Raw genomic sequence first — 20,183 nt, 5'->3', positions numbered from 1 at the left:
ATGACAAAAGAAAAAGGGTATCACAGCAGCGACTAAAGCTGCTATGATGCCCTTTTTTTAATTTGGTTATAGGATGTACACTATTTTATTTTCTTAAATCAAAGAAGAAGGCTCCACCGGCTTAGGTTTCTGTGGTGGATTAAATCGATAGACGATGTAAGCGACTATGAACGGCATAATAATCGCGAAGATACCCGCGCCTACATTTACGCTCTCCTTCATAAAGATCAGCGTAGCGCCCATCAGGATGCTGTCAAACACGACGTGGCTGAACATGACAGCAATAAATCCGTAACGAAGGAAAATATAACTGAACAGCAGCCCGATTACGGTCAGCTCAATCGGACGGGAGCTGATGGGATAGATCGGATATAACGTATGGCCAAACGCCCAAACCAGCGTGGTGATCAAGCAAGCGACGAAAGTGTTCCGGAACACCTTTTTCAGCATAGGGATTCCGAAAAAGCGATAAATGGCTTCCTCAGATAAACCAGCGAGCCATGCGACGATAGGCAGAAGCCAAGCATATCTCATGTTATAAGGAGACTGGGTGGCGTCTGTAGTAGACCAATTGTGCAAGGTAAACGATAATATGATGAACATAACCGTCTGCACCCCTAGCAGAACGAAAGCCCACATGTATCCAGCCCGGATACTATCCAACACATATTGTCCATAGCCGGGCTCTTTGGCGCGGGGCCAAGGGTTCATGCCTCCCTCTTTTCGCCATAGGCCATTGCCGCCCACTAAAGAGAAGTAAAGCAAGGAGGACATCAGCAGGCTGTATAAAGCATAAATGATAAACATAATGACAGAGGTAATCTGTGCTTCTAGCCCTTCGCCTGTTGATTCAGGCAGCATATTATAGGTGCTGATCATCATGATTACAAAATAGGCTGAGCTTAGGAATACCCCACGTTTAAAGGAAGTATGCTCTCTTCTAAGAATACTGTAGACGAGTGCCAGAATTCCTAAAATCAGTGTGGGTATACCGTAACCGAATAATGTCAGCTTTTCCGCTAAAGAGGTCTGTCCTTGTACGTAGGAGGTATGCCAAGCCGGTGCAGTGAATCCGGCATTAAAGCTGGAGACCTGCTCTCCACTGAAATCAAAATAATAGTGCAATAAGGATTCGCCGACCTGAACAGTGCTATCCGTATACACCAGCCCATGGCTTCCTGTATTCGATTCAATTTGTAGCTTGGCAGGATTTACTTCCCATTCCTGAAGCCAAGGACGAGCAAGATTCTCCTTCTGCGCTAGAGTGAGGTCAGCTCCCTTGTCCTCTTTTGCACCAACGGAAGCAATGCCAGACCCCTCTTCGGAGGCAACTTTTGCAGCCTTTGAGAAAGCGACAATCTCGCCGGTATACATATTGAGGTCAACGATGATTTGCGGCTCTTGATCCGCTGACGGAGTAAGCGTTGCACGAAAGACATCAAAAGGATATTTTTGATCCAATTTTTTCTTGGTGTAGTCCTCCACAAGCTTCTCGCGAGACATATAACCATAAAAGGAAGAGTCCGTCTCGTAAAGTACATTCCATTGATCGTTTGGTGCTTCGGTGTAATTGAGCTTTTGTTCTGCGAATAATACGGCTTGGTCACGGGCTTCTGCCTTGCTAATAACGGTGGTATCTTCCCCTGTAGAGCTGCTTAGCAGCGAAGGGGAAATCTGAAACATAATAAATAGAATAAGACCGATAATGCCCGAGATGATGAGCCTCTTGGAGAGGGCACGTTGCTGTAGGGGCTGGCCGACGGGATTCATGTAACGCCTCCTTGTTATGTACTGACAATGTTATGTTCCATTATAGTATTAGTGCCTGGCTGGTTACAAAAAACATTATATGTTCTTTTTATGGGTAATAGAGATAGTATAGAATAGTCATGTGAATTTATACCATGAATTTTATCGTGTTCATTTGTGTACGAATGGTGAGAATCGGTGTAATTGCAGGGAAAACACGGAAAAGTGATGAGAAAAGGTACTCCATTTGATGCAGTCTCTTTAAACCGCATTTTTTCATGTGAATGAGCATTAATTGTGTCTTTGTGAATTCACTAAATAACGTATATAATTTGTATGCAATTGTATAGTAGCCGAATTTCTGGTGAAAACGGGGGAACCATAAGAAGTGATGAAAAGTGGAGTGTACACGATAAATGGCACTTTCATCAGGGGTGAATTTCGTTCTAGGAACGAATAGGGCAGCCTGCATAGTCCGAATCCGTCAGCTAACCTCGTAGGCTAATTTACTGCAGGAACCAAGTCAGCATTGGTTTTCCAGTGCTTTTTTTGTTGGAATTTTTGATAAGAAGGTGAGCAAATGGCTTCACAGTTTCGCAGGATTTCTGAATTTAAGTTTCTGAAGCTCTCGCCGCCGCAGATACTGGTGCTGGGTTTTGCATCGATTATTTTGATAGGGGCCTTGCTGCTTATGCTCCCCATCTCAAGCACAAGCGGGAATTCCGTGAAATTTATTGATGCATTATTTACTTCAACTTCGGCAACCTGTGTAACAGGGCTTGTTGTGCTGGATACCGGAACTTCGTTCACGATTTTTGGGAAAACCGTAATTATGATCCTAATCCAGATCGGCGGCTTAGGGTTTATGACCATGGCCACTCTATTTTCACTGGTGTTAAAGCGTAAAATATCTTTGCGGGACAGGCTAATCCTACAGGAAGCCATGAATCAAGGCTCTATGGAAGGAATTGTGCGGCTGATCCGAAGAGTCCTCATATATTCTCTTGTCATAGAAGGCTGTGCCGCTTTGCTGCTGTCTATTCGCTGGGCTTTTGATATGCCACTGGGAAAAGCGATTTATTATGGCATATTTCATGCGGTGTCTATGTTTAATAATGCGGGGTTCGATATTTTTGGGGATTTTCGCAGTTTAACTGATTATGTATATGATCCGCTTGTGAATATTATTGTGATGTTTCTGATTGTCTCCGGCGGGATTGGTTTTATTGTAATGTCAGATCTGGTGGAGTTTCGGGTAACCCGCAGGCTGTCTCTACATAGTAAAGTTGTCCTGTCCACCAGCACAGGGCTGATTCTGATCGGAGCTCTGGTTATTTTTATATTCGAGTTTACTAACACTCGTACCCTAGGTTCACTGAATTTTGGCGGTAAAATATTATCGGCCTTCTTTCAATCCGTGTCTCCCCGTACGGCTGGCGCGAACACAGTAGATATTGCTGGACTTCGGCAGGCTACACAATTTTTTATAGTGATTCTTATGTTTATTGGTGCTTCTCCGGGCTCAACGGGCGGCGGGATCAAGACAACAACCTTTACGATGATGATTGGTGCTGTAATTGCTATGCTGCGTGGACGGGAAGATGTTGTGTTGTTCCGTTATCGGTTGGCTCAGGAGCGCATCTACAAGGCATTAACGATCACGCTGCTGGCTTTGTTGTTAATCGCCTCTGTGTCGATGATACTCTCCACAACTGAAGACAGTAATTTCTTGGCAATCTTGTTTGAGACGACCTCCGCCTTTGCTACGGTAGGACTGACTATGGGGCTAACTCCGGAACTGTCAGCGATCGGTAAGATTCTACTCTGTCTGACGATGTTTGCAGGTCGGCTGGGTCCACTAACCTTAGCGTATGCACTCGGTCCAAAACAGGGTAAACCACTGTATAAGTATCCGGAAGGTAAAATAATTATTGGATAGGAGTTAATTAGAAATGAAAGCACAGCAATTTGTAGTAATCGGCTTAGGTCGCTTCGGTTCAAGCCTGGCGCTTGAGCTGATGGAAATGGGCTACGAGGTGCTCGGCATTGACCACCATGAAGAACGCGTGGAGGAAATGAGCGATCAACTGACGCATACGGTAGTAGCAGATGCTACAGATGAGGGAATTATGCGCTCGCTTGGTGTACGGAACTTTGATTGTGGGATTGTTGCGATTGGTGACAATATGGAGAGAAGCATTCTGGCGGCCATTTTGTTGAAGGAAATTGGAGTCAAGCAAGTGGTGGCTAAGGCAATCTCCATCCTTCATGGCCGCGCACTGTCGCGGCTGGGGGTTGATCGGGTTATTTTTCCGGAGCGGGATATGGGGATTCGTGTGGCACACCAGCTGGTGACGCCCAATTTGCTGGATTATATTGAACTGTCCAAGGATTATAAAATTGTCGAGCTGACCGTACCGTCCTGCATGAACGGCAGAAGCTTGTCTGATTTAAATACAAGAGCTAAATATGGCTGCAGTATTGTTGCCCTGAATAGGGAAAGTGGAATAATCGTCGCTCCAACTGCCCATGATTATTTAAGTGAAGGCGATGTTATGGTACTCATTGGTCCTAATGAAAGTATTGACCGTTTTGAGAGTGAAGTTGTGAACCAAGAATCATAGGAAAAGAAGCTGACTCAAAAGTAGTGAATTCTACTTGGGGGCAGCTTCTTTTTTATGGAGTAAAGAGTAGGAAAAGTAATGGATTTCACTATGCCATATGGCTATAGACCACGCGTAGTGTTCTAATATATTGGTTTGTGCGGTTGACGAGTTGTTAGGTGTGATATTCGTACGGCTGTAGTAGATGATTTGTGGTATCTGTGACGGTGGAATATGGGCGATATGCGTTCTTTGTTTGTACGATGTACAGAGTGGGTGTAACTAATTAGGGAAAACCTCCCTAAAAATAGCCGCTATTCGCTCTAAATGAACGACATTAGGGAATTCCTCCCTAATAAACAGTGGGATTCCTTTATTAGTTACTCAATCAGCCGAAAATTAGGGAAGTTTTCCCTAATTATAAGTCTGCTGAACAGAAATCTCTAAATTTCAGGGAGAAATTCCCTAATTACGCAATAAGTGCTTCACTTATTGCCTCATTTGGAGATCAATAGGTGCGCCCCTTGATTCATTTGGTCCGGCTTTACTGCTCACGTTCTGTCAGAAACATCTCTTCGGTTACTTGCACCAGACTGCGAGCCGCCGTGCTCATGCTTCCATCGTCACGGTAAATCAGGCAGGTGGTCCGTTGAGTCTGCTCCAGCTCCTTGATATGTAAGGACACCAGTCCGCCGCCGTTCAGCAGCTCTGGACGCAGATAAGACTTTGGCAGCAACGCAGCCGCTTTGACAGTCGGAAGCAGCCGCACGATGGCTTCGAAGGAGTCAATCTCCATGCGCACATCGGGATCAATCCCGCAGCGCTGGAATAGATCGTCCGTCAGGCGCCGGTACCAGGTACCCTTTGAGAAGAGAATCATAGGCAGCCGGGATAGATTATCCATGGTTAGCTTGGAAGATAAATTTAAAGGATGCTGCTCTGAGACGACCAGTCGCAATTGATCCTCAAACAGAGAAATGCAGCGTAACCCGGGTTCTTGAATAGAGGAAGCGATCAGACCTACATCTGATTTCCCCTCACTAACTGAGGATACGATCTCATGCGTTCGGCCTGTAATCAGCTTCAGCTCTGCGGTCGGATATTTGTCCATATAAGCGTTAACCAGCGGCGGAAGCGTGGTCTGCAGTGAGGTAAGACTAGCCCCCAAGGTGACAAGCCTTGGCTCCCCCTCTTTGAATTTAGAAAGGGCTTCCAGAAACTTGGAACGCTGCTGCCGTTGTTCAAGCGCATAGGAATAAGTGAGACGCCCAACCTCGGTTAACTCCAGTCGTTTGCCATAACGATTAAACAGTGCGACCCCCAGACGTTCCTCGAGTTTAGAAATTTTGCGAGACAAGGCGGGCTGGGATAGATTGAGCTGGCGTGAGGCCCGGTTTAAGCTGGAATGTTCCACAACTGCTGCAAAAACATCTAAATCGTCAAACATAATTGAGTTCCTCTCCTAATGCGATGTACGATCAGTAGTGATGAAATTCATAGCCGTAAGAGTAACTGTTCTTATTACATAAGGAAAATCAGGTTATGTCGGAAAATGTTGTTTCGCTAAATGAGAATTATTATCATATAAAATCTATTCTTATGCGTTTATTGTATAACGTTTAATAATTAGATTGCAATTCCCTTATAAGCGAAAAAAGAGTAACATGAAAAGTGACACAAGATATTCACATTTTGTGAAAAATAAAACTAAGTCCGGTAAACTCTAGGATAACGGTAAATTAAGGAATTATGTCATTGGATTGTCAACGTTATCCTGTGTCAAATGTAGTTCCGGCGGTGAATACCCATTAATGAAAACGCTGTTTTAATCGGAAAGGGGTTACTTTGTATGAAAGGATTTTATTCCAGAAAGATTCATTCCTTGCTAGGCGTTATCCCACTTGGAGCCTTCTTCATTGAGCACATGATGACGAATTTTGCGGCTGTAGAGGGTGGCGCTTCCGGTTTCACTGACAGCGTGTTATGGCTGAACAGCTTACCGCTCGTCTTCTTCCTGGAATTGTTCGGTATATGGCTTCCTCTGCTGTACCATGGGGTATACGGACTTTATATTGCGTATCAATCCAAGCCGAACTTGAACCGTTTCAACATTGAAAGAAACTGGCGTTATACCCTGCAACGGATTACAGGTATTGTTACCTTTATCTTTATCGTCTGGCACTTGTTCCAAACACGGGTTCAGGTGGCAGTGGGTAATGTGGAGCACGAAGAATTAGGCGGTCTCATGCATGATATCGTGACTCAGCCACTTCTGCTGACACTGTATATTATCGGTATCGTTGCTGCATGCTTCCACTTCTCGAACGGTCTCTGGTCTTTCTTAATCAGCTGGGGAATTACCGTCGGTCCTCGTGCACAGCGGGTATCTTCTTACCTCTGTCTTGGCATATTTGTCTTAGTAACGTTCATGTTCCTGATTTCGCTGGTTACTTTCCGTGACAGTGAATTTCAAACTGCAGCAACTATTGCCCAGTCCATAAAGACCTTCATTTAATTTAAGAATCCTTTCTGATATTTTCGATAAAAGGAGTGAACTATCATGGCAACATCCGATATCATTATCGTGGGCGGCGGTCTGGCCGGCTTGATGGCTACCATCAAGGCAGCGGAAGCTGGTGCGCATGTCCATTTATTCTCATTAGTTCCTGTAAAAAGATCACACTCCGTATGCGCGCAAGGCGGCATCAATGGCGCGGTAAATACAAAAGGTGAGGGCGACTCCCCTTGGGAGCATTTTGACGACACTGTCTATGGCGGTGACTTTTTGGCGAATCAGCCGCCCGTTAAGGCGATGTGTGAAGCTGCGCCAGGTATCATTCACCTTATGGACCGGATGGGCGTTATGTTCAACCGCACACCGGAAGGTCTGCTCGATTTCCGTCGTTTCGGCGGAACGAAGCGGCACCGTACAGCTTTTGCCGGCGCGACAACAGGCCAACAGCTGCTGTACGCGTTGGATGAGCAGGTGCGCCGGTGGGAATCTGAAGGTCTCGTAACTAAACGCGAGAACTGGGAGTTCCTTTCGGCTATTATCGACGACGAAGGTGTATGCCGCGGCATCAGTGCCCAGAATCTTAAGACGATGGAGATTGAGACTTTTCCTGCGGATGCTGTTATTTTGGCAAGCGGCGGGCCGGGTATTATTTTTGGCAAAACAACGAACTCCGTTATTAATACAGGGACAGCCGCAAGTGCGGTGTACCAACAGGGCGTACATTATGCCAACGGAGAATTTATCCAGATTCACCCAACCGCTATTCCGGGAGATGACAAGCTCCGCCTGATGTCGGAATCGGCACGTGGCGAGGGCGGCCGTATCTGGACTTATAAAGACGGGAAACCGTGGTATTTCCTCGAAGAAAAATATCCGTCCTACGGTAACTTGGTGCCGCGAGATATTGCTACACGTGAGATTTTTAATGTGTGTGTGGATCAAGGGCTGGGCATTAATGGCGAGAACATGGTGTATTTGGACCTCTCTCACAAGGATCCGAAAGAGCTGGACGTGAAGCTTGGCGGGATTATTGAAATTTACGAAAAATTCATGGGGGATGATCCCCGTAAAATACCAATGAAGATCTTCCCGGCTGTGCACTATTCTATGGGCGGCATGTGGGTTGATTACAATCAAATGACGAACGTTCCTGGTCTTTTTGCTGCCGGAGAATGTGAATATCAATATCATGGAGCGAACCGTCTAGGCGCCAACTCACTGGTATCTGCTATTTACGGCGGTATGGTCGCAGGACCAAAGGCTGTTGAATACATTAAAGGCCTGAAGAAATCATCGCAGGATATCTCTTCTTCCGTATTCGATAGCTTCCACAAAAAGCAAACGGACAAATATGAATCTCTGTTAGCGATGTCAGGTACAGAGAATGCTTATGTGATTCACAAGGAACTGGGCGAATGGATGACCGCCAATATGACCGTGGTGCGGCACAATCCGAAGCTGGAAGCGACCATTGGCAAAATCAAAGAGCTTAAGGAGCGTTATCGCAAGATCAATATGAATGATGCATCGCGCTGGAATAACCAAGGTGTGGCCTTCACTCGCCAGCTCTGGAATATGCTGGAGCTGTCCGAAGCGATGACACTTGGAGCGCTTATGCGGAATGAGAGCCGTGGTGCACATTACAAACCGGAATTCCCGAATCGTAATGATGAGGAGTTCTTGAAGACCACAAAAGCAGCCTGGACTGCAGAGGGTCCACAAATCTCCTACGATGAAGTGGATGTCTCGCTGATTCCTCCACGGGTACGCGATTATTCGAAGGATTAATGCTTTCCAGTAACAGAATAGCTTGCGAGGCAAGCTTCATGAAATAAAATCAGGCAATTTGAGGAGGGAACCATTATGGCGGAAACAGCTGCAGCTCCCAAAAACGTAAAGTTTATCATCACCCGCCAGGACGATCCACAAAGTTCATCGTATGTCGAGGAATTTGAACTTCCTTATCGTCCAGGTATGAATGTGATCAGTGCTTTGATGGAAATTCAGCGTAACCCTGTGAATGCCAAAGGTGACAGCACAGTTCCCGTATGCTGGGATTCCAACTGTTTAGAAGAAGTGTGCGGAGCTTGCTCCATGGTGATTAATGGCAAACCCCGCCAAGCCTGCGCTGCACTTATAGACAATCTGGAGCAGCCTGTACGCATTGAGCCTATGAAGACATTTCCGGTGGTGCGTGACTTAGTCATTGACCGTACCCGGATGTTCAATGCGCTAAAAAGGGTGAAAGCATGGATTCCGATTGACGGTACGTACGATCTTGGACCGGGACCGCGGATGCCGGAGAAAAAACGGCAGTGGGCCTATGAATTATCCAAATGTATGACCTGTGGCGTATGTTTGGAGGCTTGTCCGAATGTCAACGAAAAGACGGATTTCATCGGACCGGCAGCCATTTCTCAAGTACGTCTGTTCAATGCTCACCCTACAGGTGAAATGAACGCTGACGAAAGATTGGACGCTCTTATGGAGGATGGCGGGATCGATGGCTGTGGTAACTCACAGAACTGTGTACGCGCTTGTCCAAAGGGGATTCCTCTTACGACATCTATTGCAGAAATAAACAAGCAAACAACGAAGCATATGTTCAAACGTTGGTTAGGTGTGTAATTAATAGTACCGCCAAATGTTTATCTATTGAGCTATCCTCAAAGTGGATTCCATTCGCTGGGGGTAGCTTTTTTTATGTTGTTAAGACTCTCTTATCTGCTTGAGGCGGGAAAGTCTTGCAGGGCTGGAGCAAGTTCAGAATATTGACCAATTTATGCTATAATATCCATTGTTAACGTAATGTTAGCTGTGGAACAAGGAGGAATAATCGTGATTTGTCGGGAGCAAGATGGAGCAATTGTAATGGTTAAGCAGCATGATCACGGGAAACTTGCCGGAGAGCTGGCCATTGGGTTCAAAGAGCAGCATGTGCCAACTGAAGGACGCCGGGAAGAGGTACTGTGGGCAGTAGCCCAGCATGATAGGGGTTGGATTGATCTCGATGAGACCCCTTTCTGGAATGATGCGGAGCAAGCACCCTACACCTTTATTGATTTTCCTGTAGTGCCTAAGTTGACCTTTTATAAGCGTGGATTAGATGAGATCGAGGAACACACACCGTACGGAGCGTTGCTGTGCAGCTTGCATTTTGAGCGGCTTATTAAGATTTCGGGACTCGATTATCCAGAACTAACGTTATATCAAGAACATGAAGAGGAACGCAGAGCACGTATCCATCGGGAACTTGAAGCTTCTAAGCCTATCGGAGAAGATGAGCTGTATTATGATGCCCGCCTTTTAGAATTTTGCGATGATCTGTCCTTGTATTTGGCCTTAAATGAGCCGGGGTGTCCGAAATCAGAGGAGCATCCATGGTGGCGTGAAGGGTTCTCAGGCACTGAAGATTTCAGTTTTACGTCAGGTCGTGTCATCACAGCGGAGTGGCAGGATAAGTCAACGTTAATGCTTGAACCGTTTCCTTTTGTAAAAAACCTGGAAGTAGCATTTATGCTGAGACGAGTTCAAAAATCAGAAATCGCAAAAAAAGGGATTGCACGCGCTTACAGCGAAACTCCGGAAGAAGAATGCCGGATTGTTCTAACTGCCCGAAATAATATATAAGTTATTATTTGGACCGTCTGTTTTTCGGGGAAAAGGTAAAGAAAGGAGAATCTCCCTATGAAGATACAATCGTCTGGGGCTTCTCCCAATAAGAATGGCGATAAGATCCACAAGGACCCCTCTAAGGGGCGTTCTGGTAGCGAGTCTACAATTACCCGCCGGCAGTTCCTGACTCGGAGTGCGGCTGCTGTAATCGGCGCAGGATTGCTTACAAGCGGATATGCATGGCAGGGGGAGCCGAACTGGATTGAGGTCACTAAGCTGGACTTGCGTTTTAAGGAGCTTCCTTCCGCTTTTTCAGGGATGAAGCTTGTTCATTTCAGTGATACGCATCTCGGATTTAATAAGGATGCCAGGGATCTGGCCCGACTCGCTAAACATATAAGCAAAGCTGAACCGGATCTTATTTGCTTCACGGGTGACATTGTGGACAGCGATCCTGAGGATCTTGTTGAAGCCGTACCGGTGCTGGCAGCGTTAAGTGCGCCATTGGGTAAATTTGCGATATTAGGCAATCATGATTACAAGAATACCCAGCTGGTTACCGAGCTGCTGGAGTCTGCGGGCTTCCGGGTGCTGAGGAATAAATCCTACCTTCTAAAAAGAGGCGGGGCAGTCATGGCGGTTACGGGTCTGGATGATCTGTTACACGGTAAACCCGACCCAGCGAAAGCAATTACTGGTGTTCCTGAAGGAACCTTTAACGTCCTTTTGATGCATGAGCCGGATTATGCGGATACCGCACAGGCCTATTCATTTGATCTACAGCTTTCCGGGCACAGTCATGGCGGACAAATTCGCCTGCCCTTTATAGGTGCGCCATTTACACCTTATGGATCTCTTAAATACATAAATGGATTGTATTATACAGAAGACAAAGCCATGCCTGTGTATGTGAATAGAGGGTTTGGAGAGACATACATGCCTTTTCGGTTATTGTGTAGGCCAGAATTAACGGTTCTGACGCTGCATCGGTCCATGAGCTGATTAGGCTGGAATTTTAGCTGCACGGAAGGGGAGAGAAGATGAGCACCTATGGAGCAGTGTTGTTAGAGACACAACATGGTTTAGCAGTTGATCTGAGGCTGATCATGCCTGAGGATGTTTTAGCTTTGCGGCAGCTGCTCTCCCATCCAGATGTGCAGCGCCATATTCTAGTACGCTCCGGCCCTGGATCAGCATCTGCCCAGGTGGAGAAGCTGGTAAACCGGATGTTATTTGCCTTCGATCCTTGTGCGCTGCATGCCGGGATCTATTTAAAGGGGCAGCAGCGGTTGATCGGTATAGTGGCTTTGCAGAATTGGAACCGCCGTGAGGGCACAGCTACCTTAGGATATATGCTGGACCCGGCATGGTGGGGATGCGGGCTGGCGACGGAGGCCGTGGGTTTGTTTTTGAACTATAGTGTTCATACCCTTGGGATAACAAGGATCGAAGGACGCTGCACAGGAGATAATATTAGATCGGAACGTGTGATGCTCAAGAACGGTATGAAGCTGGAGCGGGTGATGCCCAAAGTCGGCTCCTTGGACGATGTAATGAAAGTATTCACATTGTTACACAAATGAAATAATGCCGTTATCAAACTCTAACAGTGTGCGGTTAAACTAAGTACATGACCCCCTTTTAAAAATATACTGCTTTGGGACCCGATGATTCGGGTCCATTTTTTTTGATTGAAAAGAGTAGCGTAAGTGATTGGCAGTACCGAATCCGATCGTTTATGATTAACATACTATGGAGTGGAATGACCAAGGAGGCGTAACATTTTGAATGAAGTGGTACAAACATTAAAAAATCATCGTTCTTTCCGGCAATATTCAGACCAGCCTGTGGAGCCAGAGAAGCTACAAATTATGATTGAATCGGCTCAAGCCGCACCGTCATGGGTTCATGGACAGCAGGTATCGATAATCGCCATCAAAGATCCTGCGCGTAAGCAGCAGCTTTCAGTTTTGTGCGGAAATCAGAAGCATGTAGCGGCAGCACCGGTTTTTTTGGTATTTTGCATGGATTTTTATAGAGCTAAAGTAGCTAGTGAGCTGGAAGGCAAGTCTTTTGAAGCCGTGAAAGATGTGGATGCACTTTTGGTTGGAGCTACAGATGTGGGAATCTCATTGTCTAACGCGATTGCAGCGGCGGAATCCATGGGACTGGGCATCATTCCTATTGGGGGTGTGCGCCGCAACACAGCGGGTGTGATTGAACTGCTGAAGCTGCCGGAGTACGTATTCCCTGTCGTCGGCCTATGCGTGGGATACCCAGCGGAGGAGGTTTCTCAGAAGCCGCGGCTGCCACTGGAAGCTATATTTCATGAGGAGCAATACAATCCGGACGTACAAGGCCTCCTGGAGGCGTATAATCAAACCCACCGTGAATTCTTGCAGCAGCAGGGGATGACGGAGAGAGATTGGACCAGTACGATTGCTCATTTTTATGATATCAACCCGGAATATGGAGATGCGAAACGTACGCTGAAACAACAAGGTTTTAGCTGTGATAATCTGTAAATAAACAAAAAGATGCACCAAGCTGAGATTGGTTTAACGGAGGGTGAACCCTGCCCCTAAACCAATAACGCTTGGTGCATTATTTAATTTCTCGCTTAAACGCTTACCGTCCTTACAGGAACATTGAAGGCGTTTAGGCTTGATTACAGAGAAACTTTGACTTTTTGGCGCTGCTTGTAATAAACCCAGTGTGTAAAGCCTATTGCTTTGAGCTGTGCAGCTACCGCATCACGATCCTCAGCGACCCGGGACGGCTTATGTGCATCCGAACCGAAACTAACCTCTACGCCAAAATGTAGTGCCCGCTCCAGAATATCTTCAGAGGGATACCAGCCGCCGACCAGCTTAGTTCCACCTGAGGTATTGATTTCGATGGCCACGCCACATTCACTGATTACACGCAGACAATCGTCAATCGGCTGAGGTGCAGGAATTTCGGAAAAAGCAGGATAATTTCCCTTCATCGCATCAATGTGTCCGAGTATTTGGAACATACCACTGCGTGCGGAATCAGCAATCAACCGGTAATATTCAGACTTCACGCGGATCTTCTCATTTTTGCTAAGGTTTTTCCAGCGCCCTTTGTTAAAAATGCTGACTCCACCAACACTATGTACCGATCCAATCACATAATCAAATGGGTAGGCCGATAATGTCTTGCGGTATATCTCAGCATGTTCGGGGAAGTAATCTGATTCAATGCCTAACAGTACGTCGATAACGCCTTCGTACTCTTTTTTGAGGGAGAGAATATCATCTACATAATTAGCAAATTCGGATTTAGCCATTGCGATTTTGGGAAAAGCCTGATCGGATGGATCTCCGAAATAAGGAGTATGATCGGAAATACCTATAACGCCCAATCCAGCGGCAATCCCAGCTTCGATATAATCCCTAATCGTTCCGTCAGCATGGCCACAGCGGAAATGATGGGTGTGTAAATCAAATTTCATCAAGAACATCTCCTTTAAACAAGGTTATGCAATCAGCTCAGAAGTAATCGGTTCCACTTTGTGGTTGGGATTTATTCAGACCCGATAAATTGGGTTTCTGGCATGCCTTTAAGATCGCTTAGGAACTGCCTCATAGCAGAGTTTACGTATTTGCCTGATTTTGTGATCACGCCAACAGGATGGGTGACTTCCAGCTCAATAATTGGCACGATTTTGAGGGTGCCGGCTCGAACCTCAGCGGTAACTGACTGCTTGGAAATAATGGCGGCGCCCAAATCGAGCTCGACCATCCGTTTCACTTCCTCGCTGCTGGTCAGCTCCATAATGACCTGAGGTTGAATGCCATGTTTGTTCAGAACCTCATCTGCAAATTTACGGCCCACTGTATCTGGTGAGAGCAGAATCAGCGGGGTCTTGCTTAAGGCTTCTATCCCAGCGGTCTTCACTTGAGCGAGAGGGTGTCTGGGAGAGACCACCAGTTCGAAGGTATCATAATACAAAATGGAAGTAGACATGCCCGGGCTACGTCCAATTAAATAACCGATGCCGACATCAACAATGCCGTTTTCGACATGCTGATAAATTTGTGATGAGGACATAGAAGAAATTGATGTTTTGATATGGGGGAACTGGTCTTTAAAATAAGATAGAATACGCGGTAAAATTTGAATGGCGATTGAGGTAGTTGTGCCTAGAACTATATGACCTTGGGGATTTTCATCAAGATCTGCAAGCCGTTCCTTAAGTTCCTCGACAATCCTCACTATTTGTTCCGCATGCTCCAGAAAGACAGTCCCTCTATCCGTTAATGTAACAGGCTGGTTTCGGTCAACCAGCTGAGTCTTGAACTCTTCTTCAAGGCTCTTAATCTGTGCTGAAACCGCTGGTTGGGTCAGATTAAGCAGTTCTCCGGCCTTGCGAAAGCTCATCGTTTTGGAAATTGTTATTAGTGTCTCCAGCTGGCTGATGTTCATGGAATACCTCCTTTGGACCATCGAATTGGATGTGTAATTGCGTTAATATCTTACGTTCCACGTTGGCATTTGTTTAAATTATAGGAGATAATACCCGGCAGAGCAATGTTGCTGCGTAAACTATCTTGGGTTTGAATTCGACATATGCATTAATTTTTGCTGAATTGTGCCGATATATAAAGTATAATATATCCATATTGCTTGGGACTTTTGGTATATGACCAAAGCACGATAAAGGGGGAGACTAGACATTCATGAAAGCAGAAGTAATTAATCCGTTTCTAGAGTCTGCACGGACTGTTATAGAACAAGTAATTCAGGTCTCGCCTTCTACGGGGAGTTTAGGCATTAAAGAAATTGAACTGATCGATAATCATATATGGATTCAAGTAGGGATGACAGGCCAACTGAGCGGAAATATTATATTTGGTATCGCGGAGCAGGTAGCCTTGCGAATGGTATCGATTATGATGGGTGGCTTTGTGATCACCGAGATGGATGAGATGGGTCAAAGTGCGATTTCAGAGCTGAGCAATATGATCAGTGGGAATGCCAGTACCATTCTATATAATCAAGGTGTTTCGGTGGATATAAGTCCTCCTCAGATTATGAAGATGGAAAGCATGTCTTTTATGCCTCGTAAAGCGCTTAGTATTCCGTTGTTGATGGATGGGGTTGGAGAGATGGATATTCAGGTGATGATCTCTTAGGCAAGAGTTAGGAGCTGAAATACTTTTCATGGTACTCAAAGATAAGGTTGTTGTGATTACAGGAGCGTCAAGCGGCATTGGTGCATTAACAGCACAGATGCTTAGTAAAAAGGGGGCAATCCCCGTCCTGGTAGCACGTTCTGAAGCGAAGCTGAAAGAAACAGCGGCCGGTATCCCGGGCGTTTTTGGACTGTACACCTGTGACGTAACAGATGCTGAAGGTGTTCAAAAGACCTTCGCACAAATTTTGGCCGCATATGGCAGAATTGATATTTTGCTAAATAACGCAGGGTACGGCAAATTTGCTGCTTTTACGGAGATGGAGCCTCATGAATTTGACGATATGATGGATGTTAACTACATGGGGATTGTCCGGTGCACGAAGGCTGTTGTTCCACATATGCTGGAGCGGGGAAGCGGCCAGATTGTAAATGTGGCTTCCATGGCAGGGAAGATAGGCACAGCCAAATCCGTAGCCTACACAGCTACCAAACATGCTGTTCTCGGATTCACAAATGCGCTCCGTCAGGAGCTGCGGAAGAGTGGAATTATCGTCTCGGCTGTGAACCCGGGGCCTATCGCCACCGATTTTTTCAAAACGGCTGACCCGTCTGGCAATTATGAGAAGAGTGTAGCCCGGATGATGATGACCCCAGAGCATGTATCTTCCAAGATCGTTAAGGTTATGGAGACCGGCAAAGAAGAGCTCGATCTTCCGGGTCTGGCAGGGTTTGGCATACGGCTTTACGGGCTGTTTCCTCGCCTGGCGGACAAGCTTACTTATAATGCGATGAACAGAAAATAGACCCTGTTGTCAGCTTTATTGGCCTTCCATTTGGTGGAGAGGCCTTTTTGGCATATAATGAAGATATTATCTCAAGCGAAAAGGATGAATTACACTTATGAATAAAGCTTCTTTTGCGGCTATCGGCATTCAGGAAGACCTCATTGCCCGGTTGTCGGAATTCGGCATTAACGCTCCATCCCCGGTACAAGAGCAGACAATACCGCTTCTACTAGAGGGAAGAGATGTTATTGCAGCTTCCCAGACTGGAACGGGTAAGACGCTGGCCTATCTATTGCCGCTGCTTCAAACGATTAATCCGGAGCAGAAGGTGGTCCAAAAGCTGGTGCTCGCCCCTACACAGGAGCTGGCGATGCAAATCTTACGCGAGGCGGAGCGTTATGGCGAACAGCGCGGAATCCGAGTTATGGGTCTTATTGGCGGCGCCGCAATCAAACGCCAGATTGACAAGCTGCGTGAGCATCCACAGCTAGTTGTGGGAACACCTGGGCGGATCCGCGAGCTGATTGGACTTCGTAAATTGAAGATGCATGAAGTCAGTACTATTGTTCTGGATGAGGCGGACCAAATGTTCCAGCTTAGCGGAGCCGGCGAAGTCACAAAAATTGTCAGCAGTGCGCTGCGTTCACGCCAGCTTGTTATGCTGTCGGCAACGATCGGACCAGAGACGAAAGCGCTGGCTAATCGTGAAATGAAGAACCCGGCAGAGGTTGGGATTGCTCCAGGTGTAATGACTGCTGAAAGTTTGGAGCATCATTATGTTGTTGCTGAAGAGCGTAACAAAATGGACATGCTGCGCCGGGTGATTCGCCATTACAATCCCGATAAAGCGATTGTGTTCGTGAATGCTACAGACGATATTGCCGAGGTTGAGGCTAAGCTGAATCATCTTGGGCTTACTGCGGCAGCACTTTACGGAGATGCCGATAAGGTAACGCGCAGCAATGTATTAAAAGGTTTCCGGGAAGGCAAATTTCGTGTGCTTGTTGCCAGTGACGTAGCTGCCAGAGGACTGGATATTGAGAATCTTTCTTTGGTAGTTAGCTACGATCCTGCTTTTGATTCTGAACATTATGTACACCGTGCAGGCCGTACCGGACGGATGGGACGCCGCGGCTTATCTGTAACAATTGTTACAGAGCAACAGACCTTTATCATGCGGAAATTCGCCCGCGAATTGGATATTGCGCTTGAGGAGCGGGAGATGGTCGGTGGTAAGGTGCTTGCAGCAGATGAAGCGCGCAGCGCTTTGCACAATGGACGGGGACGGAGTAGTGAAGGCAGTGGGCAACGCCGTGATGGATCCGCTCCACGCAGCGGCAAGCCGCCTGTAAGCACATCTGGAGCCTCCAATGTTCAGTCGCCAGCCGTTGGAGCAGGTACACCGCCTGCCAAAAGAATGGCTACGATTAACACAAGTGAAACAACAAGCGGAGAACAACAGCGCGATCCACAGCGCAGCGCGAATCCTTCTGCGGGAGCACGCGGAGATGCGACTCCTGCACGGAGCAAACGCAGCAGCAATGCGGAACGTGAGAAGAACCGTAAAAATAAAGGAGCTCCAAAGTGGTTGAAAGACAAAACTCCGAGAGGTGACGGTCAATGAATAATGCTCCCGTATTGCAAATTACGGGTCTCAGTGGTGGGTACAGCCTGAATAAGCCAGTGCTGCATGATATTGCACTTCAGGTGCAGCCTGGCGAAATGGTTGGTTTGATTGGTTTAAACGGAGCAGGAAAAAGTACGACGATGAAGCATATTCTAGGATTGATGTCGCCCCATAAGGGCGATATCACCGTACAGGGCAAGACGCGTGCTGAAGATCCCGTTGGATACAATAATGCGTTGTCTTTTGTACCGGAATCGCCGCTACTGTATGACGAAATGACGGTTCGTGAGCATGTTGAATTTACTGCCAGAGCTTATGGGGTAGATCAAAAGGATTATGAATCCCGCACCTCGCATCTTGCCAAGCTGTTCCATATGGAGGATAAGATGGACACCCTATCGACCCATCTATCCAAAGGGATGAAACAGAAGGTTATGATCATGTGCGCTTTCGTTGCACGACCTGCATTATATGTCATCGACGAGCCCTTTTTAGGATTGGATCCGCTAGGTATCCGCTCCTTGCTTGATTTCATGATGGATCTAAAGAACTCTGGATCGTCGATTCTGTTAAGCTCTCATATTCTTTCCACAATAGAGAATTATTGCGACCGTTTTATTGTATTGCATAAAGGTAAGGTGATTGCACAGGGTACGTTGGCGGAAATAGCGGCAACTGCCGGGCATCAGGGGCTGACTTTGGAGCAGCTGTTCTACGAGCTGGTTCAGGGAGGGAAATAATATGGATTTGAAAGAGCTGCGGCGCACGCGGCGCGGTCGATTCATGGGAAGCATGCTTCCTTATGTGGGATATATCATTCAAAGCGGCGTAGCCATGGTCTTCCTGTTCGTGTTGATTGTCTTCTCTGCTTGGTATACATCGCTGCTACAAAATGTACCTGAAGGCATTCCCATTCGCTGGATTATGTTAGCATTACTGTTGCCTGCGACAGTGCATAGCGGCTTCCGAACCTATTTGCAGACCCCGGATACGATCTTTCTGCTGCCTCAGGGTCACCGCATGAAGGAATATTTTGCACCCTCCTGGGTCAGTGGAAACGTGTGGAAGATCATTCGTTTGTTATTTGTACTGATCACCCTTTGGCCGTTGTACATACGTACAGATGATTCTCCCAAGCGACTTTTATTTACAGTGTTGATCCTGATTGCTGTGAAGCTGATCGCGAGCTATGGATTATGGAAAGAGATAGCTATGCTGTCACGTCCGATGGCAGGTGTGTTTGCTTTCTTGCGCTGGGCAGTTGGAGGTTTGATTATTGCCGCTTGGCTGTGGCAGCCTGCCGGCCCGAGCCTGATATTTATGGTGTTATTGGCAGCAGCCTATCTTGCTGCACTGTCTGTGCCCGGACGTCACGCTGTGCCATGGGAAAGACTGATCGCCATGGAAAACAATCAAGGTGCACGTGCGCTGATGGTTCTGGGCTGGTTCGTGGATGTACCGGGCCGTGAGCAACGGGTGTATTCCCGCCGTTATCTTTCCAAATGGGGCGCTAAACTGCCTTGGCGTAAGGATACTGCTTATCGGTATCTGCTAACCAAAAGCTTTGCCCGGGGCGATATCTTTGGAATCATTATGCGGATATCGGTGCTGGCTCTGCTGCTGAATTGGTGGAACCGTGATAGTTACTTTGGCACCGGAATTTATTTGTTCTTCCTGTTCATCATTGGTGTTCAATTGTCGGCACTCCGCAAATTGCATAGCGAGTCTTTTTGGCTGACAGTGTATCCTTTTCCTGAAGGCAGTAAGGCGGACAACACGACACAATTTGTATTCCGTGCGCATCTGGTTGTGGCATTGATTCTTGGATTACCTTTCTTAGCTTCCATAGGTGACCGTCTGATGCCAGTGCTCTTTACCTTAGCGGCAGGTGTTGTGGTAGTCTTTCTGTTTAAAGGATACTTGTCCCGTAAATCGGCACGATCGGATGATGACGATTTGTAAAGCAATTTCATAGTCACAATAAAAAGGCTGTCTCACAGTAGAGAAATTCTACGAATGAGAGAGCCTTTTTTTTGCTGGAAGCATAATTTGAGCCGGGCAAGTCCTTAAATTTGCAAAAACGGAACAGAGTATTTAAAAAATGCTGTATGTCTTTTACCAGATG

General features: G+C 46.7%; 18 protein-coding genes and 1 riboswitch. Of the genes, 14 read left to right on the top strand and 4 right to left on the bottom strand.

The window, feature by feature from the left end:
* Positions 1–93 precede the first annotated feature (93 nt).
* Positions 94–1,770: a CPBP family intramembrane glutamic endopeptidase gene (locus NYE72_RS25605; RefSeq protein WP_076216153.1), complete on the bottom strand. Its 1,677-nt coding sequence runs from the start codon at positions 1,768–1,770 to the stop codon at positions 94–96.
* Between the two features lie 320 nt (positions 1,771–2,090).
* Positions 2,091–2,266: riboswitch (cyclic di-AMP (ydaO/yuaA leader) on the top strand.
* 63 nt (positions 2,267–2,329) lie between these two features.
* Here NYE72_RS25605 and NYE72_RS25600 point away from each other — a divergent pair.
* Together NYE72_RS25600 and NYE72_RS25595 are read left to right on the top strand one after the other, a co-directional pair.
* Positions 2,330–3,688, top strand: coding sequence for a TrkH family potassium uptake protein (locus NYE72_RS25600; protein ID WP_076206382.1), 1,359 nt, complete (start codon positions 2,330–2,332; stop codon positions 3,686–3,688).
* Positions 3,689–3,701: 13 nt separating this feature from the next.
* On the top strand, positions 3,702–4,373 hold the full coding sequence (locus NYE72_RS25595) for a TrkA family potassium uptake protein (RefSeq protein ID WP_036679808.1): 672 nt from the start codon (positions 3,702–3,704) through the stop codon (positions 4,371–4,373).
* Positions 4,374–4,896: 523 nt separating this feature from the next.
* On the opposite strand, the gene NYE72_RS25590 is transcribed toward NYE72_RS25595, so the two are convergent.
* A complete protein-coding gene (locus tag NYE72_RS25590) occupies positions 4,897–5,799 on the bottom strand; it encodes a LysR family transcriptional regulator (protein ID WP_036679806.1) in 903 nt (300 codons plus the stop codon).
* A 402-nt stretch (positions 5,800–6,201) separates the two neighbouring features.
* Between NYE72_RS25590 and NYE72_RS25585 the strand changes: the two genes are divergently transcribed.
* The 7 genes from NYE72_RS25585 (at position 6,202) to NYE72_RS25555 (ending at position 13,007) form a co-directional block, all read left to right on the top strand.
* Positions 6,202–6,867: a succinate dehydrogenase cytochrome b558 subunit gene (locus tag NYE72_RS25585; RefSeq protein WP_036679804.1), complete on the top strand. Its 666-nt coding sequence runs from the start codon at positions 6,202–6,204 to the stop codon at positions 6,865–6,867.
* Between the two features lie 45 nt (positions 6,868–6,912).
* Positions 6,913–8,655 carry a succinate dehydrogenase flavoprotein subunit gene (gene sdhA, locus NYE72_RS25580; RefSeq protein ID WP_036679802.1) on the top strand — a complete coding sequence of 581 codons (1,743 nt, stop codon included), beginning with the start codon at positions 6,913–6,915 and terminating at the stop codon, positions 8,653–8,655.
* 75 nt (positions 8,656–8,730) lie between these two features.
* A complete protein-coding gene (gene sdhB, locus NYE72_RS25575) occupies positions 8,731–9,495 on the top strand; it encodes a succinate dehydrogenase iron-sulfur subunit (protein WP_036679800.1) in 765 nt (254 codons plus the stop codon).
* A 210-nt stretch (positions 9,496–9,705) separates the two neighbouring features.
* Entirely contained in the window at positions 9,706–10,497 is a 792-nt protein-coding gene (locus NYE72_RS25570; protein WP_051491089.1) for a DUF3891 family protein, read from the top strand.
* Between the two features lie 57 nt (positions 10,498–10,554).
* Positions 10,555–11,484: a metallophosphoesterase gene (locus tag NYE72_RS25565; RefSeq protein WP_081382462.1), complete on the top strand. Its 930-nt coding sequence runs from the start codon at positions 10,555–10,557 to the stop codon at positions 11,482–11,484.
* 38 nt (positions 11,485–11,522) lie between these two features.
* Positions 11,523–12,065 carry a GNAT family N-acetyltransferase gene (locus tag NYE72_RS25560; protein ID WP_051491088.1) on the top strand — a complete coding sequence of 181 codons (543 nt, stop codon included), beginning with the start codon at positions 11,523–11,525 and terminating at the stop codon, positions 12,063–12,065.
* A 210-nt stretch (positions 12,066–12,275) separates the two neighbouring features.
* Positions 12,276–13,007: an NADPH-dependent oxidoreductase gene (locus tag NYE72_RS25555; RefSeq protein ID WP_254924580.1), complete on the top strand. Its 732-nt coding sequence runs from the start codon at positions 12,276–12,278 to the stop codon at positions 13,005–13,007.
* Between the two features lie 143 nt (positions 13,008–13,150).
* On the opposite strand, the gene NYE72_RS25550 is transcribed toward NYE72_RS25555, so the two are convergent.
* Positions 13,151–13,960: a histidinol-phosphatase gene (locus NYE72_RS25550; RefSeq protein ID WP_339210721.1), complete on the bottom strand. Its 810-nt coding sequence runs from the start codon at positions 13,958–13,960 to the stop codon at positions 13,151–13,153.
* A gap of 71 nt (positions 13,961–14,031) precedes the next feature.
* Positions 14,032–14,934, bottom strand: coding sequence for a LysR family transcriptional regulator (locus NYE72_RS25545; protein ID WP_038573173.1), 903 nt, complete (start codon positions 14,932–14,934; stop codon positions 14,032–14,034).
* Between the two features lie 254 nt (positions 14,935–15,188).
* Between NYE72_RS25545 and NYE72_RS25540 the strand changes: the two genes are divergently transcribed.
* The 5 genes from NYE72_RS25540 to NYE72_RS25520 all read left to right on the top strand — a co-directional run bounded on the left by NYE72_RS25540 (position 15,189) and on the right by NYE72_RS25520 (position 20,020).
* Positions 15,189–15,644 carry a chemotaxis protein CheX gene (locus tag NYE72_RS25540; protein ID WP_036679793.1) on the top strand — a complete coding sequence of 152 codons (456 nt, stop codon included), beginning with the start codon at positions 15,189–15,191 and terminating at the stop codon, positions 15,642–15,644.
* Between the two features lie 28 nt (positions 15,645–15,672).
* Positions 15,673–16,449, top strand: a complete 777-nt coding sequence (locus NYE72_RS25535) for an SDR family oxidoreductase (protein WP_036679791.1) — start codon at positions 15,673–15,675, stop codon at positions 16,447–16,449.
* 97 nt (positions 16,450–16,546) lie between these two features.
* A complete protein-coding gene (locus NYE72_RS25530) occupies positions 16,547–18,055 on the top strand; it encodes a DEAD/DEAH box helicase (protein ID WP_076099367.1) in 1,509 nt (502 codons plus the stop codon).
* On the top strand, positions 18,052–18,798 hold the full coding sequence (locus NYE72_RS25525; protein ID WP_036679788.1) for an ABC transporter ATP-binding protein: 747 nt from the start codon (positions 18,052–18,054) through the stop codon (positions 18,796–18,798). Before NYE72_RS25530 ends, NYE72_RS25525 begins: the two co-directional genes overlap by 4 nt.
* A 1-nt stretch (position 18,799) precedes the next feature.
* On the top strand, positions 18,800–20,020 hold the full coding sequence (locus NYE72_RS25520) for an ABC transporter permease (RefSeq protein ID WP_076103716.1): 1,221 nt from the start codon (positions 18,800–18,802) through the stop codon (positions 20,018–20,020).
* The last annotated feature ends 163 nt before the right edge of the window (positions 20,021–20,183 follow it).

This window comes from Paenibacillus sp. FSL L8-0333 (assembly GCF_037965665.1).
Taxonomy (GTDB): domain Bacteria; phylum Bacillota; class Bacilli; order Paenibacillales; family Paenibacillaceae; genus Paenibacillus_AQ; species Paenibacillus_AQ odorifer.
Note: the sequence above shows the minus strand (reverse complement) of the source record. Positions and strands in the feature narration are given on the sequence as shown.